We start from the raw sequence: 24,692 nt of genomic DNA on the forward strand, positions 1-24,692 counted from the left end.
AGGGCCCGAACAGGCGGGCGGCCCGCGGACTAGGGTCGGCTCGGAGGCGCCGCCGACCGGGAGAACGGCCGCCGACGCACCGAGCGTTCCGCGCACGTTCCCGTGATCCGCCAACCCACGCTGGGGGGACCACCATGTCCGAGCACGAAGGAACACCGCCCGCACCCGCCACCGCCGCCACCTCTTCGCGCCTCGGCCGCCGCCGCCTGCTGCGGGCCGGCCTGGGCACCGGCGGCGCGCTCGCCACCGTCCGCCTGCTGCCCGGCGGCCAGGCCTGGGCCGCCGCCCCGGAGCCCGCGCCCGCGCCCGTACCGGAGTCCGTGCCCGCACCCGCCACCCTCCCCGGCGGCGGCGCCGCCACGGCGCAACCCTGGCCGGACTGGGCCCGGTTCGCCCGCGTCGGCGACGGCACCTTCAACGAGCCCGCCGACATGCAGAGCGCCGTCGACGCCCTCAGGGCGCAGAACGTCAGCGTCATCGAACTCGACACCCTGCTCTCCAACTGGCTCACCGACGCCGAGTTCGCGGCCCACATGGCCGAGGTGAAGACCTTCACCGGCCTGGCGCACGCCGCCGGCCTCAAGGTCGTCATGTACTACCCCTCCCTGGAGCTGATCTCCCCCGGCGGCGAGAAGGGCCGCTCGTTCTACAAGAACGACCAGGGCGGCGCCTGGGTCCAGCGCGACCTCGCCGGAAAGCCCAACGTGTTCTACGGCAGCGTGGTGGTCTGGGTCGACCCGGGCGACGAGAGCGTCTGGCTCAGCCCCAACTCGCCCTGGCGGGACTACTACCTCAAGCGGATCAAGGGCGTGGCCGCCACCGGTGTGGACGGCATCTGGCCGGACGTCCCGATCTACTTCGACGGCGTGCTCTCCTGGTGCGACGCCTCCACCTGGGGCGCGGCCGCCTTCAAGGCCGACAGCGGCCTCGCCCTGCCCAAGGCCGCCGACTTCGCCGACCCGGTGTTCCGCCGCTACCTCGAATGGCGCCACCGCAACCTGCTCCAGTTCCAGCTCGACATCGCCGCCGCCGGACGCGCGGTCAACCCCGACCTGGTCACCTTCGTCGAGACCGTCTCGATGGACTACCGCTACGCCACCTCGATCGGCCTGGACGGCGGCTACCTGCGCCAGGCCGAGGGCGCCGTCAGCCAGGTCTGGGAGGTGGACATCCTCGGCAACTACGACGGCATGCGGCACGCCACCGCCTCCGACTGGGTCTGTCTCATCTCGATGTACAAGTACGCGCGCGGCGCCAGCGGCACCAAGCCCGCCTGGGCGTTCTCCTACGGCTGGCAGGCCGACGACGCCTCGCTGGTGATGTCCCAGCTGATCGCGGCCGGCTGCAACCCCTACGAGGTGAAGACGCCGTACAAGAACGACACCGTGGACGCGGCGATGCGTGCCCGGATGTACCGCTTCGTCCAGACCAACCAGGAGCGGCTCTACAACGCCGCCTCGGCCGCCCAGGTCGGCGTCTACCACTCCAGCCCGTCCCGGGACTACGTCAGCCCGGGCGCGGGCATCGGGATGTACGTCAACGCGACCGCGCCGGCCGGGATCAGCGACTGGTGGGGCGGCGACGACCCGGAGCAGAGCTGCGCCTCCGTCCCCTGGCTGGGCGAGTTCCGGGGCGCGGTGAAGGCGCTGGTGTACGCGCACATCCCGTTCGACACGGTGCCCAGCCCCGGCCTGGCCGCCGCCGACCTGGCCCGGTTCAAGGTGCTGCTGCTGCCCGACCTCCAGGCTGTCTCGGACGCCGAGGCGGCCGTGCTGCGGGGGTTCGTCGCGGCCGGCGGGACGATCGTGATCACCGGCCCGGCTCCCACCGCGCTCGACGAACTGGGCGGCCAGCGCGCCGAGTTCGCGCTCTCCGACGTGCTCGGGCTGCGCCGGGGCAGCCCGCTGCCGGCCGGCAAGCAGAACCCCTACGGCAGCGGCACCTGCTGGTACGTCCGCAACCGGGCCGGACTCAGCTACCTCACCAAGACCGACCAGGCCTCGGCCGACCAACTGCTCGCCCCCGTCCGCCAGTCCGCACCGCCCGCCGTCACCCTGGCCGGGGACCCCCGGATCTTCCTGGACGCGCGGCGGCTCGGCAACGACGCCGTCGTCCACCTGGTGAACTTCACCAACTTCGGCGACACCCCGGCGGCCTTCCGCACCACGCCCGCCAACTGCGCGCTCTCTTACGCCCTCCCGGTCGGCGCCGCCGTCACGGCCGTCACCGTCGCCACCCCGGACGGCACCGACCCGACGCCCAAGCCCGTCCCGTACACCGTCACGGGAGCGACGGTCAGCGTGCCGCTGACCGTCGTGCAGTACTCGGTGGTGACGGTGACGGTGAGCTAGAGCGCGGGCGCGGGGATGCGCCAGAGGGCGGCGGGGTTGGCCTCGCCGCCCGGGGCGGACTCGAAGGCGATCCACTTCCCGTCCGGGGACCAGCTCGGCGCGCCGTCGTACGAGCCGTCGTCGCCGGTCACCCGGACGGGGCGTCCGCCGTCGGCCGCGACCACGAAGACCTGGGCGTTCGGCAGGTTGCCGAGGTTGGAGGAGAACACCAGGTACCGGCCGTCCGGGGACCAGGTGGGATCAGTGTGCTCGCCCGGCACGTCGGTGACCTGGCGCAGGCCGGTGCCGTCCGCGCCGACCGTCCACAGCGCCCAGTTCTCGCCGCCGGCGGCGCGCCGCTGGAAGACGATCCGGTCGCCCCGGGGCGACCAGTTCGGCTGCCGGTTGTCGGTGCCGGTGCCCTTGCCGTCGACCAGCCGGAGGGGGGCGCCGCCGTCGCGGCGGACCTTCCAGAGCGAGTCCTGTTCGGCGTCGTCGCCGTGCACGGCGGCGTGTTCCGGCTCCCAGCTCTGCTGGAAGACGATCCACGCGCCGTCCGGGGAGAAGCTCGGCTCGCTGTAGCCGCTGCCGTCCTCGTGCCGGGTGACCCGCTCGGGGCTGCCGCCGGGCGTCATCAGCCAGACCTCGTCGTGGCCGGACTCCCGGTCGGTGGCGAAGGTGAAGGCGCCGGTGGCGGCGTTCCAGCTGGTGCCCGGGAGGTTGACGGCGGCCTTGTCGGGATCCTCCAGGACCTTCTGCGGCGCGCGGGCGCCGTCCAGCGGCAGCACCCCGAGGGCGGCGGCGCCCTTGTTGTAGCCCTCGCTGAACTCGGTCAGCAGCACCGAGCGGCCGTCCGGGGCGAAGGCGGGGTTCTGGGCGCTGCGGCCACCCTCGGCCCGGTAGAGCAGCTCGGCGCCGTCGGCCCGGCGCTCGCCCCCGGTCGGCGGCGCGCCGCCGGCCCGGGTCGGCCGGGGCTGCGGCCCGTCCTCGGAGCCGGATTCGGCGCAGCCGGACAGCAGCAGCATTGTGACGGCCGCGGCGGCGAAGAACGTGCGAGTCCTCATGACCCACAAGCTAGTTGACGCTTCGTCACATCGCGTACGCCCGCAGGCGGATCAGGCGTCGCCGTCCAGCAGGTGCTGGCGGACCTCCTGGAAGGTCCAGGCTCCGCCGGCCGGGCGGGCGAACACCCAGACCAGGTCGAAGCGGTCCGGCCAGGTGGCGGGTGCGCCGCTGCCGGCGGCGCCGAGCGCCTCGACGATCCGCGGGATCCCCGAGTGCTCCCAGCAGATCAGTACCGGCTGGGGCCCGGCCAGGGCGGCGCCGGCCAGGGCGGTCTCCTGGGACTCGGCGTACCCGGTGTCGACGGTCAGCCCGAGCTTGGCGGCGAGCGGGGTGACGGTCTGCCGCATCCGGTGCGCCCCCGCCAGTGGGCCCTGGTCGGCGGCGGCGAGGATCCGGGCGGGGGTGCGCAGGCCGGGCGCGGGCGGGGCGAACAAGGTGGGCAGCGCCCGGGCGCGGGACCAGCCGCGCTCGGTGAGGGACTTGCCGTCGTGGCCGCCGTTCTCGTCCAGTCCCGGGTGGCCGCCGTCCGGCTTCTCGCCGTGCCGGATGATCATCACCAGGGCCTCGCCGCCCGCGTCGCTCGCCCTGGCCGCGCCGGCCTCCTTGCCCGCCTTCTTGCCGGCCTTGCCGGAGGAGGCCGAGCAACCCGCCAGCAGCACCGGAGCGGCGATCGCCAGGCCGGTGAGCAGGGTGCGCCGGGTCGGCCGCGCCGCCACTCGGTGCTCCATCTCTCGGCCCCCCGTCACCTGGTCCCCCGCCACTCGGTGCCCCGTCACTCGGTCCCCCGTCACTCGGCACCCCGCTCCAGGCGCACCAGCGCGTCGACCGCGACGCCGTCGCCCTCGCCCTTGTGCCCGGGCTCCGGGCCGACCGTCCGGTGCACCCGTTCGGCCCGGACGGTGCGCAGGCCGCGGTCCGCGAGGTCGGCGAGGACGTCCTCCGGGGTGAACAGCACGGCCGGGTCCTGCGGGCCGCCGACGCCCTCGGTGAGGTTGCTCAGGTCGTGCCCGACCACCAGCAGGGTGCCGCCGGGAGCGAGCGCGGCGGCGGCGCGGCGCAGCGCGGCCCGCCGGTCCCGGGCGGGGACCTGGAGGTAGGCGACCAGGATCAGGTCGTAGCCGGCGGCGGGGGCCTCGAAGGTGCGGGCGTCGCCGTGCCGCCAGGTGAGCCGGTCGGCGACCTCGTCGGGCAGGTCGGCGGTGAGCCGCTCGGCACGTTCCAGGGCGACGGCGGAGTAGTCCAGCCCGGTGACCTCCCAGCCCCGGCCGGCCAGCCAGATGGCGTTGCGGCCTTCGCCGGCGGCCAGGTCGAGGGCGTGGCCGGGGACGTGGGCCGGGGTGAGGCCGGTCAGTTCGCGGACCACCCAGCGGTTGGGCTCGGCGCCCCACACCAGCTCGGTCGCGGCGTAGCGGTCGTCCCAGTCCTGGCTGTCCATCGCGAGTCCTCCGTTCGGCGGGCCTGCTCCGCAGCGGTCAACCTACCGGGCCCGGGCGTCGGCGGCCCGGAACGGTCCAGCGGGCGGACACCCTTGACGGCGAATATTGGTCCAGTCCAATCTGTGATGTCGTGACGCGAGCGGGTCAGCCGACCCGCCGCGCCCGCCGTCCGTACGTCGGCACGCTCCACCTGCCCGCGCGCCCCCACAGCGCCCGGGCGGCTCCCCCGGCCCACCCCGGGCCACGCACCGCCGGAAACCCCCACACATCCGGAGGACAACCGCATGCACGACCGCGTCATGCCCGCACGGCCCGCCCAGGCCGCCGGGCACCGGACCGCCCCGCGCAGACGGGCCATGGCCCTGGCCCTCGCCGCCACGCTCAGCACCAGCGGCGCCGCCCTCGCCCTGACCCTCAGCCCCGCCTCGGCCGCCCCGGTGAACCTGCTGGCCAACGGCGACTTCGAGGCCGGCACCCTGACCGGCTGGACCTGCGCCAACGGCTCCGTCGTCACCACCCCGGTGCACGGCGGGAGTTACGCGCTCAGCGGCGCGGCCTCGGCCTCCGACACCGCGCAGTGCCAGCAGACCGTCACCGTCCAGCCGAACACCACGTACACCCTGTCCGGCTTCGTCCAGGGCAGCTACGTCTACCTCGGCGCCACCGGGACGGGCGTCAACTCCTCGGTCTGGACACCCGGCGGCACCGGCTGGAACCAGCTGAGCACCACCTTCACCACCAGCGCCACCACCACCTCGGTGACGGTCTTCACCCACGGCTGGTACGGCACCGGCGCCTACTACGCCGACGACCTCAGCCTGACCGGCCCGGCCGGGCCCACCTCCACCGGCAGCCCGACCGCGAGCGGCAGCCCGACGGCCTCCACCAGCCCGACCGCGTCCAGCAGTCCGACCGCGTCCGGCAGCCCCACCGCGAGCGGCAGTCCGACGGCCAGCGGCAGCCCCACCGGATCCGGCAGCCCGACCGCGACGGCCACCGCCAGCGGCCCGGCCGGGGACGGCAAGGTCACCACGCCCACCGGCGTCGCCGTCACCAAGGTCACCGCGGGCGCCGTGGTGCTCACCTGGCAGCCCTCCACCCTGACCACCGGCGACGGCCCGATCGCCTACAAGGTGTGGTCCAACGGCCAGCTGGTCGCCACCTCGATGGGCACCTCCGTCGCCGTCAGCTCGCTGCTGCCCGGCAAGGCGTACACCTTCAGCGTCCAGGGTTACTCCGGCTCCCACGCCTCCGCCCAGTCCGCCGCGGTGAGCACCACGACGGCCGCCGCCCCCGCGCAACAGCCCGTCCGCTCGGCCTACTTCGACCAGTGGGGCGTCTACGAGAACGCGTACTACCCGAAGAACGTCGACACCAGCGGCGCCGCGGGCAAGCTGGACGTCATCCACTACGCGTTCGCCAACATCGACCCCACCAAGCTCACCTGCTTCCAGGCGGTGAAGGCCTCCGACTCGACCAACGAGAACAACCCCAACGCCGGTGACGGCGCGGGCGACGCCTACGCCGACTACCAGTCCGACTACAACTCCGGCACCAGCGTGGACGGCAGCAGCGACACCTGGGAGCAGCCGCTCAAGGGCAACTTCAACCAGCTGCGCCAGCTCAAGGCCAAGTACCCGAACCTGCGGTTCACCATCTCGATCGGCGGCTGGACGTACTCCAAGTACTTCTCCGACGCGGCCGCCACCGACGCCTCCCGGAAGACCTTCGTCTCCTCCTGTGTCGACATGTTCCTCAAGGGGAACCTGCCGACCGGCGTCGCGGGCGACGCCTCCGGCGGCGCGGCCACGGCGGCCGGCATCTTCGACGGCGTCGACCTCGACTGGGAGTACCCGGGCTCGGCCGGCGGCCACACCGGCAACCACTACTCCCCCGCCGACAAGCAGAACTTCACCCTCCTGCTCAAGGAGTTCCGCACCCAGCTGGACGCGATCGGCTCCGCCCAGGGCAAGCGCTACCTGCTGTCCGCCGCCCTGCCCAGCGGCCAGGACAAGATCGCCCAGCTGGAGACCGACAAGATCGGCAACTACCTCGACTACGCCGACGTCATGTCCTACGACATGCACGGCGCCTGGGACGCCAAGGGCCCGACCAACCACCAGGACCCGCTGCACGACAGCCCGGCCGACCCGACCACGCCGATCACCCCCGGCACCCGCAAGTACAACGTCGACACCATGCTCGCCGCGTACACCACCGGCCTGCCCGAGTACGGCATCCCCGGCGGCTTCCCGGCCAACAAGCTGGTGCTCGGCATCCCGTTCTACTGGCGCGGCTGGACGGGTGTCCCGGCCGGCTCCAACTACGGCCTGTACCAGAGCGCGACCGGCCCGACGGCCGCCAAGCCGCTGAGCCAGGAGGCCGGACTGGCCGCCTGGAAGGAGCTCAACCCGACCGCCGCCACCACCCACTGGGATCCGGTCACCGAGAGCAGCTGGGTCTACGACGGCACCAACTTCTGGACCGGCGACACCCCGCAGGCCATCCAGGCGCGCGGGGCCTACACCAAGAGCAAGGGCCTCGGCGGCCTGTTCGCCTTCTCCCTGGAGAACGACGACGCCTCCGGCACGCTGCTCAACTCCATGGACGGCAGCCTGCGCTGACGTCCGGCACGCCGGTGGGCCCGCGCGGATCTCCGCGCGGGCCCACCCGCTTCGGCGAGGTTCGGCGGGCCCTGCTCAGCCCTTGAGCCCGAGGGAGGGGAACAGGTCGACGAACGGCTGGGTGGTCACCGAGACGCTCCGGCCGAACGGATCGTCGAAGTCCCAGATCATGAACAGCAGGAACGCGATCAGCGCGCTGAAGCAGCCCGCCAGGATCAACTCCCTCGGCGTGCGCCGGATCTGCAGCGCGAACAGCATGCCGACGGTCACCACGGCACCGGTGATCAGGCCGAACCAGACGACCCCGGGCATGGTCGGCCCGGCGTTCTGCCCGCGCGAGTTGCGGGCGTCGTCGGCCTGGCTGATCCGGTCCATGATCGGCTGGTAGGACTGCGACTCCAGCTCGGAGGCCGGCGGCCGGGTGGCGACGTCCACCCGCAGCTTGTCCAGCAGTTCGGTGCCCTTGTCGGAGATCTCGCCGTTCTTGCGCATGTAGTCCCACTCGACCTTCACCACGTACGAGACGTAGGCGTCCACGTCGGCCCGGACCTGGTCGCGGAACTCGGCCGGGTAGACCACCGCCCGGTCGCTCACCTCCTGCAACGACTGCGCCTCCCGGAACAGGTCGTCCTGGGCGGCGCCGCGCGCCTCCCAGACACCCGCGAGGGCGAGGCCGAGGACGATCGCGTAGACCACGCCGATCATCATCGTGATGTAGTCGATGACGTCCGGGGTCTCGTCGACGTTCTTCTCGGTGCCCACCCGGCGGTGCCGCAGCACCACCACCGCCACCACGACGGCACAGGCCGCCGCCATCGCGATGGCCAATGCCAACCATTCGGACATGGGAACTCCCTTCTCTGGCTCGGCTTGTGACGGAACAAAGGATCGAGGCCGGCCCCGGGCCAGGCAGGTCGGGCTCCAGGGCCGGACCGGGGGCCGGGGCGGGCCGCCTCGGTGGGGCGGTCAGGACCGCCCGGAACGGCCGCGGCCGCGTCCACGGCCCGGGCGCAGGGCCGCCGCCGCCAGGATGGCGGGCACGGTGACCAGCAGCATGGTGGTCGTCGCCGGGGCGTTGTGGTGGTGCTGCGGCGGGACCGGCGGCTGCGCCGCCCGCACGTGGTACACGGGCTGCGCCGCCGGGGTCGGCCACAGCGGGCTCGGGCGCACCGGGCTCGGCGCGTCCGGGCTGGGGGCCACCGGGTCCGGTGGGGGCGCCGGTGCTGCCGGGGCCGGCGCCGGGGGTGCGGGCGGGTTCGGCGCGGGTGCCGCCGGCGGCGGGGTGGGCCCAGGTGTCCTGCTGGGAGCCGGCGTTGTCGGCGCGGGGGTCGGCGACTGCGTGGGGACGGGTGCCGGAGTCGGACTGGGCTTCGACGTCGGCGAAGGCGTCGGCGTGGCACTCGGCGTCGGGGTCGCCGTCGGGCTGGGCGTGCGGGTGGGGCTCGACGTCGGGGTCGGCGTCGGCGTGGGGCTCGGGCAGGGGTGCGGGTGGTGATGGTGGTGGTGCCACCAGTCCCCGTGCCACCAGTCCCCGTCGTGGCCCCCGTACCCGCCGTGCTCGTCGTCCGGGCGGCCGGGCTGCCCACGGACCCCCGTGGTGTCCGAGGGCCGTGGTGAGGCCGGTCCGGGCACGGCCTTCGGCGTGCGGCAAGGGTGGTGCCGGTGCGGGAGCCCGGGCCCCTGGTGTCGCGCGTCGACCGTCGGGGCGACGGTGACGCCGACCTGGACGTCCACGTCGACCCCGACGTTCACGTCCCCGCCCGGCCCGACCTGCACCGACACGTCCGTCGCGGTGCAGACGCAGGAGTCGACGGTCGTGCCGTGCTGCTGCTCCCCGCCGTGGTGTTCGGTGCCGGACGCCGAGGCGCCGCCGACCAGGGCGCACATCGCGACCACTCCGACCGCGGCGCCGATCAGCCTGGTCCGCCGACCGGAGGCCGCACCCCCACCGCCGTCCAGCGATATCCGTCGGGACTGCCGGCGCTGCGGCATGGGCTCCACTCACCTCTCGGGTCGCCGGGGACGGGATCAGAACAGGGCGATCCGCCCGGCCCGCAGGAGGACGCGGGCAGGCGCGATCAGACGTGATGAGGCACGATCAGGCGGACGGCCCGCCTTCCAGGGGCGGGCCGTCCGTCATCAGGTCAAACGATCTTCGAGCCGGCCGGTTACGGCCCGGCCCCGTTGTCGGCCGTCCTCAGTGGCGGCGGTGCGCGATCTCGACGTTCTCCAGGACGCCGACCGCGTCCGGCACCAGGATCGCGGCCGAGTAGTAGGCGCTGACCAGGTAGGAGATGATCGCCTTCTCGTCGATGCCCATGAAGCGGACCGACAGCGACGGCTGGTACTCGTCCGGGATGCCGTTCTGGTGCAGGCCGATGACGCCCTGGTTGTCCTCACCGGTACGGATCACCAGGATGGAGCTGGTGTTCTCCTTGGTGATCGGGATCTTGTTGCACGGCAGGATCGGCACCCCGCGCCAGGCCGGCACCTGCTGCCCGCCGAGGTCGACGTGGTGGGGGTACAGGCCGCGGGCGTTGAACTCGCGGCCGATCGCGGCGATCGTCCGCGGGTGGGCGAGCAGGTAGTCGGGGTCGCGGCGGCGGTTGAGCAGCTCGTCCAGGTCGTCCGGGGTGGGCGGGCCGGAGTGGGTCTGGATCCGCTGGTCGAAGTCGGCGTTGTTGAGCAGGCCGAACTCCGGGTTGTTGACCAGCTCGTGCTCCTGGCGCTCGCGCAGCGCCTCGATGGTCAGCCGGAGCTGGTGCTCGATCTGGTTCATCGGCTCGTTGTACAGGTCGGCGACGCGGGTGTGGACCTTGAGGATGGTCTGCGCGACGCTCAGCTCGTACTCGCGGGGCTTGAGCTCGTAGTCCACGAAGGCACCGGGCAGCTCGAACTCACCGTGGTGGCCGGCCGACATGGCGATCTCGGCCTCGCCGCGCTCGTTCTGGGCCTGCTGCGGCAGGGCCAGGAACCCGAGCAGGTGCTCCTGGAGGCTCGGCGAGTTGTCCCGGATGGCGGCGAAGTCACGGCGGGTCAGCGTGAGCGCGACGCCGGCGGTGGCGGTCGTGGCGGTGAACTCCCAGACGGCGTCCGGGTCCAGCAGGGCGTCGTCGCCGAAGCGGTCGCCGTCGCCGGCCACGCCGACCACGGTGTCGTCGCCGTACTTGCCGGTGCCGATCTTGTTGACCTTGCCGTGCGCGATCAGGAAGATCCGGTCGGCGGCCCCGCCCTGGGTGGTGAGCACCTCGCCGGGGCCGAAGTCGCGCTGCTCGCAGCGGTCGGCGAGGGCGGTCAGCACCTCCTCGTCCTCGAAGCCGCGCAGCAGGGCGAGCTCACCCAGCTCGGCGGGGATCACCCGGACCTGGGAGCCGGTCTTGATGAACTCGACCACACCGTTGCCGACGGTGTAGGTGAGCCGTCGGTTGACACGGTAGGCGCCGCCGGCGGCCTGTACCCAGGGAAGCACCTTGAGCAGCCAGCGGGAGGTGATCTCCTGCATCTGCGGTGCGGACTTGGTCGTGGTGGCGAGGTTGCGGGCAGCGGCCGTCGTGAGGCTGGACTGCTGCGGGACCTGCGCTGTCTCCGGGCTCGTGTCCACGGGCATCGGCAGGGGTCTCCATTCATCTGGTCGGATCACGCGGTCAGGGAAGGACGGCGACGGGGTCGCCCCGATCCACCCCGACTGATGCCATGACGGCTCATCAGACACGCGTATCGATGGGGGTGTTGGCGATTCATCGCGATCACGGCCACCGTCTCCCGGCGGCCCATCGGGAACCCTAGATCACCAGCGCCCGACCGGGCCCGCACGGAGGCCGACTACCCCCCGATAGGGTGAATCTGAAGCAGTCCCATTCCGCTCGGGCCCCGGGTCGCGAGAACATCCGTTCCCCGCCGCGGATCCCGCGCGACCGACCCCCGTGCGCGGACAGCGGACAGCGGACAGGCGGCGTACCCCCCGTACGACATCGGCGGGAGCGGGTCGTCAACGGGGGGCCGGCACAACGGGGCCGACGCAACGGGGCCGGTCAGCTGCGCCCCGACCATGGGCGCCGGCCCGCCACCGGGATCCGGGCACGCGAACGGCCCGTCAGGTGCCGGGACGGGGGCGGCCGGCACCTGACGGGGGATCGGGGATGCGCAGTGGGGGTGCGACGGGGAAGCGGCGAGGGAGCGCCGGTCGGGCGATGCGTCAGGCGCAGGCGATCTGGCTGCCGGGGATGCCGACGATGCCGGAGTTCTTGGCCTCGCCCCCCTTGTACTCGTAGTACAGGTAGGAGTAGAAGTCGATCCTGGTCGCCGCGCCGCAGGTCGAGTCCGGCGCCACGGTGTAGGTGACCGTGAAGCTGCTCGTGGCACCGGGGGCGAGCGGCACGTTGTACCGGGCGATCCCGCCGTGGACATTGTCGCTGCAGCCGTTGGTCTGGGTGCCGCAGGCCGTGGCGGTGAACTTGAGGCCGTTCTCCAGACTGGTCTGGTAGGTCGGCTGAACGCTCTGGTACACGAACTGGATCGGCGTGTCGTACGGGTTGCTGAGCGTCAGGGTCAGGGTGAACTCGCCTCCCCGGACGGTCGTTTGCCGGTCGGAGACGGCCGTGAACGGCAGCGGGGTGTCGGCCTGGGCGGGTGTGGCGGAGAGGAGCAGACCGACGGCGAGGGCCGGGCACGCGGCGAGGGCGACACGGCTCAAATGTGTTCTGCGCATGACCAAGGAGCGTAGGGCGCGGTACCGGTTCCGTTGCCCCGCTCCGCCCCGGTCCGTACCGACGCACGAGTCGGGGGCGGACACCGCGGACCACCCCGGCTGCGTTCCGCCCCCACCGCCCCGCCCGGGGCCCTATGCTTCGCCCGCCGCCCCGGACGGCCACCCGGAGCCGGTCGCCCGGCAGGCCGGTGCCGGTCCGGCCGCCCCGGGCCCGGCCGGTTCAGGCGGGCGGCGGCAGGATGTCGCAGAGCGCGGCGAGCGCCGCCGGGTAGGCGTGGTCGGGCGGCGTGGCGTAGCCCACGACCAGGCCGTCCATGGCCGGCATGGCCTCCGGGCCGATCCCCGGGTGCCGGTAGTCGGCGAGCCCGTCCAGGCCCAGGCCCCGGCGGGCGGCGGCCTGGAGCACCGCGTGCTCGGTGCCGGGCTCCAGCCGCAGGACGGCGTGCAGGCCGGCCGCGACGCCGGAGACCCCGATGTGCGGGGCGCTCCCCGCCAGCGCGGCCACCAGCTGGTCGCGGCGCTCCCGGTAGCGGCGGCGCATCCGCCGCACGTGCCGGTCGTAGCCGCCGGAGTCGATCAGCTCGGCGAGGGTCAGCTGGTCCAACGCGCTGGCCCAGCCCTCGCGTTCGCCCTTGGCGGCGAGCACCCGGTCGACCAGATGGTCCGGCAGCACCATCCAGCCGAGCCGCAGCGCCGGTGACAGGCTCTTGCTGACCGAGCCGAGGTAGACCACCCGCTCGGGGTCGAGCCCCTGGACGGCGCCGACCGGCTGGCGGTCGTAGCGGAACTCGCCGTCGTAGTCGTCCTCCAGCAGCAGGCCGCCGCGCCCGCGCGCCCAGTCGACCACGGCGGCGCGGCGGCCGGCGTGCAGCGGTCCGCCGGTCGGGAACTGGTGGGCGGGGGTGAGCAGGGCCGTCCGGACGTCCTGACGGTGCGCCAACCCGCCGAGCCTGGCGCCGTGTTCGTCGACCGGAAGGGGCACGGTGGCGACCCCGGCGGCGGCCAGCAGCCCGCGGTGGAACCCCAGCCCGTACGCCTCGACGGCCAGCGGCCCGGTCGACTCGGGCGGCAGGGCGGGCGCCCCGCCGGCGAACAGCAGCCGCAGCGCGTGGGCGAAGCCCGAGCAGACCACGATCCGGTCCGGGTCGGTGCGCACCCCGCGGACGCGGGCCAGGTAGTCGGCGAGGACGGTGCGCAGTTCGCGCCGCCCCTGCGGATCGCCGGGCCCGAAGGCCTCGTTGGGCGCCGCGGTCAGGGCCCGGCGGGCGGCGGCCAGCCAGGCGGCGCGCGGGAAGGACGCGGCGTCCGGCCGGCCCTGGCGCAGGTCGTGGACGGGCCCCGGCCGCACGGAGGGTCGGGGGGACGGGCTCGGCGGGACGGGCTCGGCGCGCTCGGCGACGGCGGTGCCGGAGCCCTGACGGGCGGTCAGCCAGCCCTCCGCCACGAGTTCGGCGTACGCCTCGGCGGCGGTGTTGCGGGCCAGCCCGAGGTCGGCGGCGAGCGCGCGGTACGGCGGCAGTCGGGTGCCGGGGGCGAGCCGGCCGCTGCGGATCGCCTCGCGCAGGGCCGCCATCAGCGCGGCACGGCGGCCCCCGACGGCGGGGAGGTCGAGGTGCAGGTCGCTGCCGGTCGGGTGGGCGGGCCCGGTGGGGTGCGCGCCCGGCGTTTCCGTCATGGTCACGCACCCTACCCGCCGCCACCCGGCCCCCTGCCGGGCGGCCCGGCCGCGCTACGGCACCACGGTGACCGGCCAGCGGCCCGCCTTCACCAGGCGGACGGCGACCGAGCCGATCACCCGGTGCCCGGCCTGCTCGGAGGCGCCGACCACGACGGCGTCGGCGCGCAGTTCGTCCGCGAGCTTGGCCAGCCCCGTATAGGGGTCGCCGCGCATGGTGAGGAAGCGCCATTCCACCCGCCACACCTCCTTCACGTGGTGCTCGGCCTCGCGCAGGGCGGTCAGCAGCTCGTCGGCGATCTCCTGAGTGGTCTCCTCCACCACGGCCCCGGCCAGCGCGGTGGCCGCGCCCAGGATCGGCTGGACGTACGCGACCGCGAGGGTGGCGCCCTGGCGGCGGGCCAGCCCGGCGGCGTAGGCGGTGGCGCGCCAGGAGGAGTCGGAGCCGTCCAGCCCCGCCAGGATCACCTTGGGCCCGTCCGTCCCCAGTTCGAAGCCCGCGGGGGCCGCTGCCGCCCTGGGCTCCCCGGCGCCGCCGACGGCCTCCACGTCCTCTGCATCGCTCTCGTTGCTCATGGCCCCGAGGCTATGCCCGCCACCGTGCGTGACCGGAGGGGGCCCTCCCGGTGAGGGTTGTGGCGCGGGCCACCCGGGGCGCCGGGCGGTGCGGCGATTTCGACACCGGGGGCTGGTGGGACGTCACGCGCTGTCGACGATGTGGGCGGGCTCACACGACTTTCGGCGTGACGCAGGCCACTTCGGCGGGTGGTTTGATCTTGAAAATGGTGGCAAATCGGGCCAAATCATGTCATTTCCTTGATCCTTACGCCCGGTAACGGCCCCCTGACGTGCCTAAACCTCCAAATCCTTGAAACCGCCTCAACCGCCCCCGTACCTTCGAATCCGTTGCACCAAGCACTCCGCTCCGGTCGGCTTCACCGCCCCGGAACCGGAACGGTGCCGGACCACGCGAGTGACGTGTCCCCCGAAACCAACGGCCTTCCGAGGGCCTGGTTCCGCGCGCTCGCAGCCTCCTCCGAAAGGAACCGCATGACCTTCCGTAACGAGACTGCCGCTACCACCACCACCGCCACCCCGAAGCGCCGCAACCGCGTCCGGATGGCTCTGATGGCCGGGGCGATCACCGCCCTGCCGGTCGCCGGCCTCGTCACGGCCACCAGCGCCTCCGCCGCGCCGGCCACCGTCTGGGACAAGGTCGCCTCCTGCGAGGCCACCGGCAACTGGGCCGTCAACTCCGGCAACGGCTTCTTCGGCGGCCTGCAGTTCACCTCCAGCACCTGGGCCGCCTTCGGCGGCACCGCGTACGCCCCGCAGGCCCACCAGGCCACCAAGGAGCAGCAGATCGCCATCGGCGAGAAGGTCCTCGCCGCCCAGGGCCCCGGCGCCTGGCCGATCTGCTCCGTCAAGGCCGGCCTGGGCAAGTAGTCCCCACCCCCCGGCCCGCCTGTCCCGGGCCCCCGACGCCGCCGCACCCTCCCCGGGTGCGGCGGCGTCGTCGCGTTCCCGCCCGCTGCGGCCGACCGCACGCGCCGGCCTGCGGGCCGCGCCCACGGGCGGCGGTCGGGCTACCGGACCGGGGCCCGTTCCGGGCCGCCGCCGGGCGGGCCGGCCGCCACCGTCACCGAGAAGTCGGTGTGCCAGTCGGGCGAGGGGCAGTCCTCCTGACCGGACACGTCCAGCGTCCCGCCGGACAGCACCTGGCCGGCGGTCGTCGCCGGATCGATCACCACGGCCGGGTCGATGAAGATCGCGTCCTGGTAGCGCGGCCCGACCCCGTAGTGGCAGGTCAGGGTCCGCGGCCCGGCGGCCGTGCAGTCGTACGGCGTCGGGCCGGTCAGCGTGGTGTGCTCCGGCACGGTGATCCGCACGTCGATCGGGTGGGTCGAGTACGACGGACCCGCGTTGTACACCCACAGCGGCAGGTCGATGGTGGCCCCGGGTGCGCCGGTGAGGTCGCCCGGCTGCGGCACCGGGTGCCCAGCCTGCCAGGCGGAGGAGGCGCCGACCATGAAGTGGGCCCGGGTGTCGGCGGTGGTGAAGCTGTACGGCGTGGTGTGGCCGGACTGGTCCGGGTCGCCCGGGTAGAAGGCCTGCACGTCACCGCTGATGGTGGTGAACGGCGAGGTGATCGGCGCGACGTACAGCGACAGCCGCTCCACGGACGTGGCCCCCGGCGCCAGGCCGGCCGGGACGAAATAGGAGCTGCCCGTCCCGAAGTACGTCAGCTCCACCGACGGGTCGGCCGACTTCACCACGCCCGGCGGGGGCAGGTGGACGACCACCAGGGTCGGATCGGTGGTCGCCGCCGGGCCCTGGTTGGTGACGCGCACCTCCAGGGTCCCGTTCTCGCCCGGGACCACCGGGCCCCGGGGCGGGCAGAGCTCGACGGACAGCCGCGCGGTCGCCGACCGCTCCGCGCGCGGGGCAGTGACGGCCTGAGCCGGCCAGGCCACGAGTACTAGGGAGAGCGAGGCCAGGGCGGCGGCACGCAGGGTTCGTATCATGACCATCACGCTCCCCCCGTCCGACACTCAGGGCAACCGGATGAATGCCGTCCGTAGCGAGTCCGGCGGCGCCGTTCCGCTCCGGCACGAGCTTGCCCGGGGCCCCGGAGCGTACCGAGGTGGCGACGGTCCGGCCGCGAGCCGGTCACGAACCGACCCGGCGCACCGCACGGCAGGTACGGTCGGTTCGCCGGGACCGTAGGCGAATTCCACCGGGGGGACCATGCGCCGCACCTGGGCCCTGCTCGTGCTCGTGTCCTCGCTCGGGCTGGCCGCCTGCGATCCGCACACCGATCCCGGCCGCACGCTGCCGCCGGACGACCGGCCCGGCTACGCGATCCCCGCACCCAGCCCGCCCCACCCGCCGATGCCCGAGCTGCGCGGCCAGACCGTCCTGGCGGCACGGGCGCTGCTGCCCCTGTGGTACCCGGTCAGCGTGCGGGACGCCGGTCCGCGGGGGCGGGTCGTGGTGGTGCAGTGGGAGTGGCGGGTGTGCGGGCAGAGCCCGGCGGCCGGCGAGGTGCTGACCGGGCAGGCGATCGGCCTGACCGCGATGCGCGTCGAGGAACCCTGCCCGTAGCACGGGCCTGACGGGCCTGCTAGGTCCTGTCCGGTCGGGGCGGGAGCGGCAGCGGGAGAGCGGGGAGGCCGTCGATGCTGGTGCCGACGTACTGCTTGCCCTCGCAGTAGGTGCTGAACTCCTCCTCGTCCTTGCGGCCGAAGAACTGCGCGTGCAGTTCGCGGTCGGCGCGGTAGTCCATCAGCGGGACGGCGAACCCGCAGGAGTCGCTGACCCGTTCGGCCCGCACCAGCACGATCGCACGCAACCCGGAGCCGTCGGCGGCCGGGTCGAAGCGGCCCAACAGCCCGGCGAAGCGCGGGTCGTCACGGAACACCGGCTCGCCCCGGCCGTGCACCCGCACCACGGTCGGCGGGCCGTCGAAGGCGCACCACATCAGCGTGATCCGGCCGTTCTCCCGCAGGTGGGCGATCGTCTCGGCGGTGGATCCGCCGAAGTCCAGGTAGGCGAGGGTGAGTTCGTCGATCACCACGAGCGTGCCGGAGCGGCCCTTGGGCGAGACGTTGACGTGCCCGTCGGTGGAGAGGGGCGCGGTCGCGACGAAGTAGAGGGGCTGCCGTTCGATGAACTCCCGCAGCCTGCCGTCGATGCTCTCGTACTGCTTTCCCATGCCCGCCAGTGTGCGCCCATCTCGCCTGGCAAGAAAGGATGATCCGCTGGGCGAGACGGCCGCCTCGCCGGGGGCGCCCACCGGGACGCCCGCAGAGCGGCCGAACTCGGCGGCCCCGGTGCGCATTTGTCCAAGACGCCCGCCCCCGCCGCGCGGCACGCTCGCCACCGGCCGCCGATACTGGGAACGTGACGACGGAAACCCCCGAGACGTCCGCAGCCGGCGCAACCGGGCCCGCGGCCGCAGCCACAGCCGACGAGGCCGCAGACACGGCCGCCGACACCGACGCCGGCCTGGTCGACGAAGCCGTCCGCGCCCGGCCCGCGCCCGCGCTGCGCCCGTACGTGGCCTGGTACTCCGGGTACCGCCAGCGCGGCATCCCGCCCGCCCTGCACCGCGGCCTGCCGTCCCCGTACCTGACGTTCATCCTCACCCTGGACGAGCCGCTGGTGATCACCGGGCACCCCGACCCGGCGCAGCCGCCCGGCAGTTACCCGACGCTGCTCGGCGGCCTGCACACCGGCCCGGCGCTGATCACCCACGACGGCCGGCAGTCCGGCGTGCAGATCGCCGTGCACCCGCTGGCCGCCCGGGCGCTGTTCGGGCTGCCCGCCGGCGAGCTGGCCGGGATCGACCTCCCGGCGGAGGAGGTGCTGGGGCAGCTCGGCCCGCGCCTCCAGGAGCAGTTGCAGTCCGCGCGCACCTGGTCCGAGCGCTTCGCCGTGCTGGACCGGACGCTGCTGCGGGCCGCCCGCCCGTCCGGGCAGGTGCCGCCGGAGGTCGGCTGGGCCTGGCGGGCGCTGCGGCGCAGCAACGGCACCCTGCCGGTGGCGGCGCTGGGCCGGGAGACCGGCTGGAGCACCCGGCACCTCCAGGAGCGGTTCCGCCGGGAGACCGGTCTGACGCCGAAGGCCGCCGCCCGGGTGATCCGCTTCGACCGGGCCCGCCATCTGCTGGCCGCCTCGCCACCGCCCCGGCTCGGCGACCTGGCCGTCCGCTGCGGGTACTTCGACCAGGCGCACCTGGCCCGGGAGTTCCGCGCCCTGGCCGGGGCCGCGCCGAGCGCGTGGCTGGCGGCGGAGGGGCCGGAGGAGGCGAAGTTCCGAAACGTCCAAGGCGGGGCGGGTGCGGCGGCCGCAGAGTGGGAGGCGTAAGCAACCCGCCCCCCCGAGGAGACAGCCATGGACGGCACCGCCCCCGCCCCGCAGGTCTGGCCCAGCCTGCGCGCCACCGACGCCCGGGCCCTGATCCGCTTCCTGGTCGACGCCTTCGGCTTCCAGGAGGTCGTCGCCTACGGTGAGGGCGGGTTCGTCGCCCACGCCGAACTGGCCTGGCCGGAGGGCGGCGGCGTGATGCTCGGCTCCGACCGGGAGACGCCCGAGGGCGGCGCGCCCTGCCCGGGCCGGCCGGGCGGTTTCACCGCGTACGTGGTCACCGCGGACCCGGACGGCGTGCACGACCGCGCCGTCGCCGCCGGGGCCCGGATCACCACCGCGCTCACCGAGACGGACTACGGTTCGCGCGACTTCGCCGCCGCCGACCCGGAGGGCAACCAGTGGTACTTCGGCACCTACCGGGGTGCGCCGCGGCCCGCCGCCCCCGCGCGGGGCTGAGCGGCCCGCCTCCGACGCCGGTGGACCGGCTGCGCCCCCGCCGCCGCCCGGGCAGACTGGCTGCGGGGGCCACGCACAGGCCCACCCAGGCTCCGGGGAGCACCCATGCCGCAGCTCACGGTGGACGGGCGCACCCTCGCGCTCTCCCACCTCGACAAGGTGTACTACCCGCGCACCGGCACCCTCAAGGGCGAGGTGCTGCGCTACTACGCCGCCGTGCACGGCGCCCTGCTCCCCCACCTGCGCGACCGCCCGGTCTCCTTCCTGCGCTGCCCGGACGGCGTGGAGGCCGAGGTGTTCATCGCCAAGAACCCGCCGGCCGGCACCCCGCGCTGGGTGCGCACCGTCGAGGTGCCGAGCAGCGGCGGTGGCCTGCGCCAGGTGGTCCTCGACGACGGCGCCGCGCTGCTCTGGGCCGCCAATCTGGGCTGTCTGGAACTGCACGTCCCGCAGTGGCACGCGGCCGCGCCCGGGCTCGCCGACCGCCTCGTCCTGGACCTCGACCCCGGTGCGGGCGCGTCCGTCCTCACCTGCCGCACCGTCGCCGTCCTGCTGCGCGAGCGGCTCGCGGCGGACGGCCTGGCGGCGTGGGTGAAGACCTCCGGCTCCAAGGGCCTGCACCTGCTGGTCCCGATCGAGCCCACTCCCAGCACCCGGGTCTCGGCGTACGCGAAGGCGCTCGCCGCCGCCTTGGAGGGCGACCGCCCGGAGCTGGTGGTGCACACCATGGCGAAGGCCCGGCGGGCCGGCCGGGTGCTGGTCGACTGGTCGCAGAACAACGCCAGGAAGACCACCGCCGCGCCGTACACCCTCCGGGCCCGGCCGCTGCCGACCGTCTCCACCCCGCTGACCTGGGCCGAGCTGGAGCGCGCCGGCACGGCGGACGACCTGGTGTTCACCCTCGCCGAGGTGCCGGAGCGCCTCGCCGCCCACGGCGACCTGTTCGCGCCGCTGCTGGACCCGGAGCGGGCCCGGCCGCTCCCCACCGGCCCGGCGACCCGGCAGGAGCAGCCCCGCCAGGTGCTCCACCCGCCCGTCGAGGTGATGCGCCCCGCCGCCGTCACCGCCGTCCCGCCCGCCGACGGCCTGGGCGGCGCGGGCGTGCAGTACGAGCTGAAGCTGGACGGCTTCCGCTGCGTCGCCTTCGCCCGCGGCGCCCGCCCGCCCGTCCTGCAGTCCCGTACCGGCCGCGACCTCGCCCCCGAGTTCCCGCCGATCGCCGCCGCCGTCGCCCGGCTGCCCGAAGGGCTGGTGCTGGACGCCGAACTCGTCGCCTGGCGGGCCGGCCGGTTCGCCTTCGGGGAACTGCTGCGCACCCGCCGGGCCCGGGCCGCCGCCCCGGACGTCGTCCTCGGCCTGATCGCCTTCGACCTGCTCGCCCTGCCGGGCCGCGACCTGCGCCGGCTGCCGCTCACCGACCGGCGCCGGCTGCTGCTCGCCGCGCTGGCCGACGTCCCTCCGCCGATCCAGCCGGTACTGGCCACCACCGACCGGACGGAGGCGCTGGACTGGATGGCCCGCCTCGCCGACACCGGCGTCGAGGGCCTGGTCTGCAAGGCCGCCGGCTCCCCCTACCGCCCGCGCGGCACCGGCCGTGCCTGGGTCAAGTACCGCCGCAGCGACACCCTCGACGCCACCGTCCGCGCCTTCACCGGTCCGGCCTCCCGTCCGCACGCCCTCGTCCTCGAACTCGACGACGGCCGGGTGCTCCTCAGCACTCCCCGGCTCACCCCGGTCCAGGCCCGCGAGGTCGCCGAGGCCGTCGGTCCCCTCGCCGGCCCGCCCGTCACCGACCCCGAGCACGGCCCGGTCCACCCCCTCACCGGACCGCTGCGCGCCGAACTGACCCTCACCGGCCGCCCACCCGTCGCCGCCTTCGTCCGGCTGCGCGGCGACTGACCCCCCTGCGCAGCTCGCGCCGGGCACGCCGGGAACTCCCCGGGGCGGGAAGCGGGTTCACCCCTTCCGCCGCTTCGCCGCGTGGACGAACTCGGTGACCAGGGTGTCGTTGAAGACCGGCAGGTCGGCGGGTCGGCGGCTGGTGACGAGGGGGCCGGGGCCGGCGCGGCAGACGTGCACCTCCTCGTCCACCCAGTGGGCTCCGGCGTTGCGCAGGTCGGTGCGCAGGCTCGGCCAGGAGGTGAGGGTGCGGCCGCGGACGGCGTCGGCCTCGATCAGGGTCCAGGCGGCGTGGCAGATCGCGGCGACCGGGCGGCCGGAGGCGCAGTAGGCGCGGACGAAGACCACCGCGGCCTCGTCCAGCCGTAGCGCGTCGGGGCTCGCGACGCCGCCGGGCAGGACCAGGCCGTCGAAGGCGGACGGCCGCGCCCCGGCGACGAGGAGGTCGACGGCGAAGGTGTCGCCCGGGGCTCGGTGCCGGACGGCTTGGACGCGGCCGGGCCCGGTGGACAGCAACCGCGGGGTGCCGCCGGACTCGGCCACCGCCTGCCACGGCGAGGTCAGCTCGACCTGCTCCGCCCCGTACGGCGCGACCAGGAAGGCGATCGTCCGGCCGGTGAGCGTGGTGGACGGCCAGCCCATGGCTCAGCGCCGGTGTGGGTCGCAGGCGGAACCCAGGTGGACGGCGGCGGCCGGGGCGGGGCTGAGCCGGGCGCGCGGGCAGTCCAGGTGGACGGTCAGCTCCAGGTGGTCGATCCGCGACACCAGACCGACCGGAACGGACAGCCGGGTGCCCGCCACCCAGGGCCCGGCGTCGATCAGCAGGTGGTCCCCGGTGTCCTGTTCGACCCGGCCGAGCGGGCCGTCGGTGGCCTGCACCTCGTACCCGGTCAGGTTCAGGTCGGCAGCGTGGTGGGGGCCCGGACGGTACTCCCACAGGTCGGTGGTCATCACGCCTCCGGTTGGTCCCAGGGGCGGCGTTCGCGGCGCTCGTCCCGGTCGGGGGGTGCGGCACGGTGTTCGCCCCGGTCCCGGCCCGCAGCCCGGTCCCGGCCCTCACCCCGGCCCGCGGCCCGGCGGCGCAGCAGCAGCGCCGAGGTGGCGATCGCCGCCGCCACCGAGGCCGCCCACACCAGCCCGAGGGCGGTCAGCACCGCGGTGGTCGGGGTCCGCACGCCGATGCTGAGGCAGATCGCGGACATCACCAGGGCGGTCAGCACCACCCCGGCGGACAGGCGGCGCCCGACGCCGCGCAGCACGCGCCGGGCCCGGCTCGGCGACTTGGCGCCCATCGTGCTCAACTTCCGGTCGAGGCGCGTGTCCTGGCGCAGATCGGACTCGATCTCCTCAAGGAGCCGTCGCTCCCATCCGCTCAACGCGGGTCCGTCCATCTCGGTCACCTCCGACACTTCCGGTGACGTGCTCGCACCCGGGCGGTTGCCCGGTACGGGCAGGCGCTAACCGCTCAGGGGGCCGCCGGTTGCGGCGTGTGGTGCGGCGCCGGCGGCGGCGCCCACGGGGCCGAAGGCCCGGGGCCGGGCCAGCAGGCTGTCGTCCAGGACGCGCAGCAGGGCGTCGGCGTCGCGGTGGACCTCGACCGCGCCCGCCGCCCTCAGCTCGGGGCCGGCGTCCGCACCGGCCGCCAGGGCGACGCACGGCACCCCGGCCCGCCGCGCGGCCAGCACCTCGCGCACGCTGCCGGCCACCGCCACGGCGTGCGGCGGTGTGCCGCCGACCAGTTCCAGCGCGGCCCGCACCGGGTCACGCCCGGGGGCGGTCACGGTCAGGGCCGGTGCCCCGCCCGGCCCGGGCCCGGTCAGCACGACCGTCCAGCCCCGGGCGGCGCACTCGCGCAGCAGTTCGGCGGAACCGGGCGGCGCAGGGCGCCAATCGGTACCGAAGAGAGCCGCCGAGATCACCGTCATGGCCGACCGTTTCCCTTCCCGGGCCACGCACCGTACGCGCCCTTCCAGGTTAGGCCGCTCCCCCGCCGTGCGCGCAGCCTGCGGCCCACCGGTTTCCCGGCACCGGGAGGACCCGCGCGGCAGCCGGTCGGCGAACCCGGCTACCCGGCGTCCGGGTCGGTGGCGAGGCGGGCGTGGAGGTGTTCGTCGACGTAGTCGCCGTCGCCGTAGCGGTAGGAGGCCCGGGTGGTGCCCTCGTGGCGGAAGCCGCCGCGGTCGGCGACGCGGCAGGAGGCCTCGTTGCCGACCGCGTGCCAGAGCTCGATGCGGCGGGCGTCGGCGGTGGCGACGGCCCAGCGGGTGACGGCGGTGACGGCGCGGGTGGCGATGCCCCGGCCGCGGACGGTGGGGAGCAGCCAGTAGCCGACCGTGGCGATGCCGTCCGACTGGTCGGTCCAGCCCAGGAAGGCGTTGCCGTGGAGGGTCCCGTCGAGGGCGTCGGTGATCGCGAAGGCGGCCGCGCGCCCCTCGGCCCAGCCGGTGTCGCAGCGGTCGAGGTAGGCCTCGGCGCCGGCCGGGTCGGCGATGCGCAGCGGGTTCCAGCGGGCGATCTCCGGGTCGGCCGCGGCCGCCACCAGGGCGGGGACGGTGCCGCCGGGCACGTCGAGGGCCCTGCCCCAGGGGCGCAGCGCGACGTCGCCCAGGTCGAGGGTGGCGGGCCGCAGGACGCGCCGCTCGGCGGAGGTCTCGGTAGTGCTCATCCGGCCTTCCTATCCCGCCCGCTCCGGTGCCCGCCAGCGAATTTTCCCGGCCGGCAATCCGCCCCCGCCCGGCCGGCGGGGGCGTGCGGCCCGGCCGGTGGTCGAGCGGCCCAGCGGTGACGCCCGGGACGTCCGGTGAGCGGGGCGGCGCACGGCGGGCCCGCCGTGCGCCGCCCGGACGGCCGGGTCAGACGATCCGGGACAGGTACCCGTTGTCGACCAGCCAGAGCACGTTCAGCTTGGCCGGGCCGCCAGGCACCAGGCTCGCGTCGAGCTGGTACTGCAGGCCCCAGCCGGGCTGGCCGAACCACGGGGCGATCGGGCCGGCGTGCACCTTGAAGGGCTTGACCACCTTGTAGTCGTGGTAGTTGCAGCCCGCCGGCGGGGTGCCGTCGAGGCTCTGCGGCGGGATGGAGCGGGTGGAGTAGGGCAGTCCCTCGGGGGCGAGGAAGGCGCCGTACTCGCTGCCGTAGCGGTCGATGTTCTGGTTCGGGTAGAGCGTGAGATCGAACTCGACCGGGGTGCCGTCGGGCAGGGTGACGTAGCCGTCGGACGGCGGGTAGATCCAGCCGCCGGCGCCGTTGTTGCCGGCCGGGTCGTAGTAGGTGGTGAGGAACTGCTGCTCGCTCAGGGAGCCGGTGCGCTGGTACCCGACGAGTTCCCTGCCGACCCGGCCGGTGGTGGGCAGGTCGGCGGGGCCGAGCCGCTTGTCACCCTGGTAGAAGTCGGCGGAGCACTCGTCGGAGGGCGTGGCGGCCCGGGCGGAGGTGCCCGCGGTGGCGGTGTCGGCCGCGGCGGCCGGGATGCTCGGGGCGATCAGGGCGGCGGCCGCGGCGAGTGGCGCGACGAGCAGGCGAAGGCGAAGGCGCACGGTGTCTCCGTCGTGAGGGGGGTCGCACGGAGGGGGCGTCCTGCTCACCCTCCGTGTCCGTTTCGGCACCAGGCAAGCGGATCAGCTGATC

General features: G+C 74.7%; 24 protein-coding genes and 1 pseudogene. 8 read left to right on the forward strand and 17 right to left on the reverse strand.

Annotation, left to right across the window (positions count from 1 at the left end; genetic code table 11):
- Positions 1-134: 134 nt before the first annotated feature.
- The gene (locus ACIOGZ_RS05715; protein WP_400985000.1) at positions 135-2,351 is read left to right on the forward strand and encodes a hypothetical protein; all 2,217 of its coding nucleotides are present in this window, start codon (positions 135-137) and stop codon (positions 2,349-2,351) included.
- Here ACIOGZ_RS05715 and ACIOGZ_RS05720 read toward each other — a convergent pair.
- Genes ACIOGZ_RS05720 through ACIOGZ_RS05730 form a run of 3 tightly spaced genes read right to left on the reverse strand, consistent with a single transcriptional unit; the run spans position 2,348 to position 4,830 of the window.
- Complete coding sequence (locus ACIOGZ_RS05720) at positions 2,348-3,394, reverse strand: hypothetical protein (RefSeq protein WP_363587468.1); 1,047 nt, start codon at positions 3,392-3,394, stop codon at positions 2,348-2,350. The genes ACIOGZ_RS05715 and ACIOGZ_RS05720 overlap by 4 nt on opposite strands.
- A gap of 51 nt (positions 3,395-3,445) precedes the next feature.
- Positions 3,446-4,123 (reverse strand): hypothetical protein, encoded by a 678-nt coding sequence (locus ACIOGZ_RS05725; protein WP_363587466.1) that lies wholly within the window; start codon positions 4,121-4,123, stop codon positions 3,446-3,448.
- Between the two features lie 59 nt (positions 4,124-4,182).
- The gene (locus ACIOGZ_RS05730; protein ID WP_363587464.1) at positions 4,183-4,830 is read right to left on the reverse strand and encodes a class I SAM-dependent methyltransferase; all 648 of its coding nucleotides are present in this window, start codon (positions 4,828-4,830) and stop codon (positions 4,183-4,185) included.
- 285 nt (positions 4,831-5,115) lie between these two features.
- Here ACIOGZ_RS05730 and ACIOGZ_RS05735 point away from each other — a divergent pair, with 285 nt between their 5' ends.
- On the forward strand, positions 5,116-7,455 hold the full coding sequence (locus ACIOGZ_RS05735) for a glycosyl hydrolase family 18 protein (protein ID WP_400985002.1): 2,340 nt from the start codon (positions 5,116-5,118) through the stop codon (positions 7,453-7,455).
- A gap of 75 nt (positions 7,456-7,530) precedes the next feature.
- Here the strand turns inward: ACIOGZ_RS05735 and ACIOGZ_RS05740 are convergent, their stop codons facing one another.
- The 6 genes from ACIOGZ_RS05740 to ACIOGZ_RS05765 all read right to left on the reverse strand — a co-directional run bounded on the left by ACIOGZ_RS05740 (position 7,531) and on the right by ACIOGZ_RS05765 (position 14,414).
- Positions 7,531-8,301: a DUF4239 domain-containing protein gene (locus ACIOGZ_RS05740; protein ID WP_063350621.1), complete on the reverse strand. Its 771-nt coding sequence runs from the start codon at positions 8,299-8,301 to the stop codon at positions 7,531-7,533.
- A 120-nt stretch (positions 8,302-8,421) separates the two neighbouring features.
- Positions 8,422-9,447 (reverse strand): hypothetical protein, encoded by a 1,026-nt coding sequence (locus tag ACIOGZ_RS05745; protein ID WP_363587462.1) that lies wholly within the window; start codon positions 9,445-9,447, stop codon positions 8,422-8,424.
- A 205-nt stretch (positions 9,448-9,652) separates the two neighbouring features.
- Positions 9,653-11,062: a family 2B encapsulin nanocompartment shell protein gene (locus tag ACIOGZ_RS05750; RefSeq protein ID WP_363587460.1), complete on the reverse strand. Its 1,410-nt coding sequence runs from the start codon at positions 11,060-11,062 to the stop codon at positions 9,653-9,655.
- 588 nt (positions 11,063-11,650) lie between these two features.
- Positions 11,651-12,163, reverse strand: coding sequence for a hypothetical protein (locus tag ACIOGZ_RS05755; RefSeq protein WP_363587458.1), 513 nt, complete (start codon positions 12,161-12,163; stop codon positions 11,651-11,653).
- Positions 12,164-12,383: 220 nt separating this feature from the next.
- Positions 12,384-13,838, reverse strand: a complete 1,455-nt coding sequence (locus ACIOGZ_RS05760; RefSeq protein WP_363587457.1) for a PLP-dependent aminotransferase family protein — start codon at positions 13,836-13,838, stop codon at positions 12,384-12,386.
- A 54-nt stretch (positions 13,839-13,892) separates the two neighbouring features.
- Positions 13,893-14,414 carry a universal stress protein gene (locus ACIOGZ_RS05765; protein WP_363587455.1) on the reverse strand — a complete coding sequence of 174 codons (522 nt, stop codon included), beginning with the start codon at positions 14,412-14,414 and terminating at the stop codon, positions 13,893-13,895.
- Positions 14,415-14,888: 474 nt separating this feature from the next.
- Here ACIOGZ_RS05765 and ACIOGZ_RS05770 point away from each other — a divergent pair, with 474 nt between their 5' ends.
- Positions 14,889-15,284 carry a transglycosylase family protein gene (locus ACIOGZ_RS05770; protein WP_363587453.1) on the forward strand — a complete coding sequence of 132 codons (396 nt, stop codon included), beginning with the start codon at positions 14,889-14,891 and terminating at the stop codon, positions 15,282-15,284.
- A gap of 140 nt (positions 15,285-15,424) precedes the next feature.
- On the opposite strand, the gene ACIOGZ_RS05775 is transcribed toward ACIOGZ_RS05770, so the two are convergent.
- Positions 15,425-16,363, reverse strand: coding sequence for a hypothetical protein (locus ACIOGZ_RS05775; RefSeq protein ID WP_363587451.1), 939 nt, complete (start codon positions 16,361-16,363; stop codon positions 15,425-15,427).
- Positions 16,364-16,586: 223 nt separating this feature from the next.
- Here ACIOGZ_RS05775 and ACIOGZ_RS05780 point away from each other — a divergent pair, with 223 nt between their 5' ends.
- Positions 16,587-16,943, forward strand: a complete 357-nt coding sequence (locus ACIOGZ_RS05780; RefSeq protein WP_363587449.1) for a hypothetical protein — start codon at positions 16,587-16,589, stop codon at positions 16,941-16,943.
- A 19-nt stretch (positions 16,944-16,962) separates the two neighbouring features.
- Here the strand turns inward: ACIOGZ_RS05780 and ACIOGZ_RS05785 are convergent, their stop codons facing one another.
- On the reverse strand, positions 16,963-17,553 hold the full coding sequence (locus ACIOGZ_RS05785; RefSeq protein ID WP_363587447.1) for a pyridoxamine 5'-phosphate oxidase family protein: 591 nt from the start codon (positions 17,551-17,553) through the stop codon (positions 16,963-16,965).
- 188 nt (positions 17,554-17,741) lie between these two features.
- Between ACIOGZ_RS05785 and ACIOGZ_RS05790 the strand changes: the two genes are divergently transcribed.
- The 4 genes and pseudogenes from ACIOGZ_RS05790 (at position 17,742) to ACIOGZ_RS05805 (ending at position 21,065) form a co-directional block, all read left to right on the forward strand.
- Positions 17,742-18,707, forward strand: coding sequence for a helix-turn-helix domain-containing protein (locus ACIOGZ_RS05790; protein WP_363587445.1), 966 nt, complete (start codon positions 17,742-17,744; stop codon positions 18,705-18,707).
- A gap of 27 nt (positions 18,708-18,734) precedes the next feature.
- Positions 18,735-19,166 (forward strand): VOC family protein, encoded by a 432-nt coding sequence (locus ACIOGZ_RS05795; protein ID WP_350879418.1) that lies wholly within the window; start codon positions 18,735-18,737, stop codon positions 19,164-19,166.
- A 105-nt stretch (positions 19,167-19,271) separates the two neighbouring features.
- Positions 19,272-20,150: pseudogene (gene ligD, locus ACIOGZ_RS05800) on the forward strand (non-homologous end-joining DNA ligase); the annotation flags it as partial.
- A 60-nt stretch (positions 20,151-20,210) separates the two neighbouring features.
- Positions 20,211-21,065, forward strand: a complete 855-nt coding sequence (locus ACIOGZ_RS05805; protein ID WP_363587508.1) for a DNA ligase — start codon at positions 20,211-20,213, stop codon at positions 21,063-21,065.
- A gap of 57 nt (positions 21,066-21,122) precedes the next feature.
- On the opposite strand, the gene ACIOGZ_RS05810 is transcribed toward ACIOGZ_RS05805, so the two are convergent.
- The 6 genes from ACIOGZ_RS05810 to ACIOGZ_RS05835 form a co-directional block, all read right to left on the reverse strand.
- Positions 21,123-21,707: a type 1 glutamine amidotransferase domain-containing protein gene (locus ACIOGZ_RS05810; protein WP_363587443.1), complete on the reverse strand. Its 585-nt coding sequence runs from the start codon at positions 21,705-21,707 to the stop codon at positions 21,123-21,125.
- 3 nt (positions 21,708-21,710) lie between these two features.
- On the reverse strand, positions 21,711-22,016 hold the full coding sequence (locus ACIOGZ_RS05815) for a PRC-barrel domain containing protein (RefSeq protein ID WP_363587441.1): 306 nt from the start codon (positions 22,014-22,016) through the stop codon (positions 21,711-21,713).
- Positions 22,016-22,456 (reverse strand): hypothetical protein, encoded by a 441-nt coding sequence (locus ACIOGZ_RS05820; RefSeq protein ID WP_400985007.1) that lies wholly within the window; start codon positions 22,454-22,456, stop codon positions 22,016-22,018. The genes ACIOGZ_RS05815 and ACIOGZ_RS05820 overlap by 1 nt, the downstream gene beginning before the upstream one ends.
- Before the next feature lie 66 nt (positions 22,457-22,522).
- The gene (locus ACIOGZ_RS05825) at positions 22,523-22,990 is read right to left on the reverse strand and encodes a hypothetical protein (protein ID WP_363587437.1); all 468 of its coding nucleotides are present in this window, start codon (positions 22,988-22,990) and stop codon (positions 22,523-22,525) included.
- 140 nt (positions 22,991-23,130) lie between these two features.
- Entirely contained in the window at positions 23,131-23,730 is a 600-nt protein-coding gene (locus ACIOGZ_RS05830; protein WP_363587435.1) for a GNAT family protein, read from the reverse strand.
- Positions 23,731-23,917: 187 nt separating this feature from the next.
- The gene (locus ACIOGZ_RS05835; RefSeq protein ID WP_400985008.1) at positions 23,918-24,601 is read right to left on the reverse strand and encodes a TNT domain-containing protein; all 684 of its coding nucleotides are present in this window, start codon (positions 24,599-24,601) and stop codon (positions 23,918-23,920) included.
- Positions 24,602-24,692: the final 91 nt, after the last annotated feature.

The sequence above is a fragment of the Kitasatospora sp. NPDC088160 genome, from assembly GCF_044741445.1.
Classification (GTDB): domain Bacteria; phylum Actinomycetota; class Actinomycetes; order Streptomycetales; family Streptomycetaceae; genus Kitasatospora.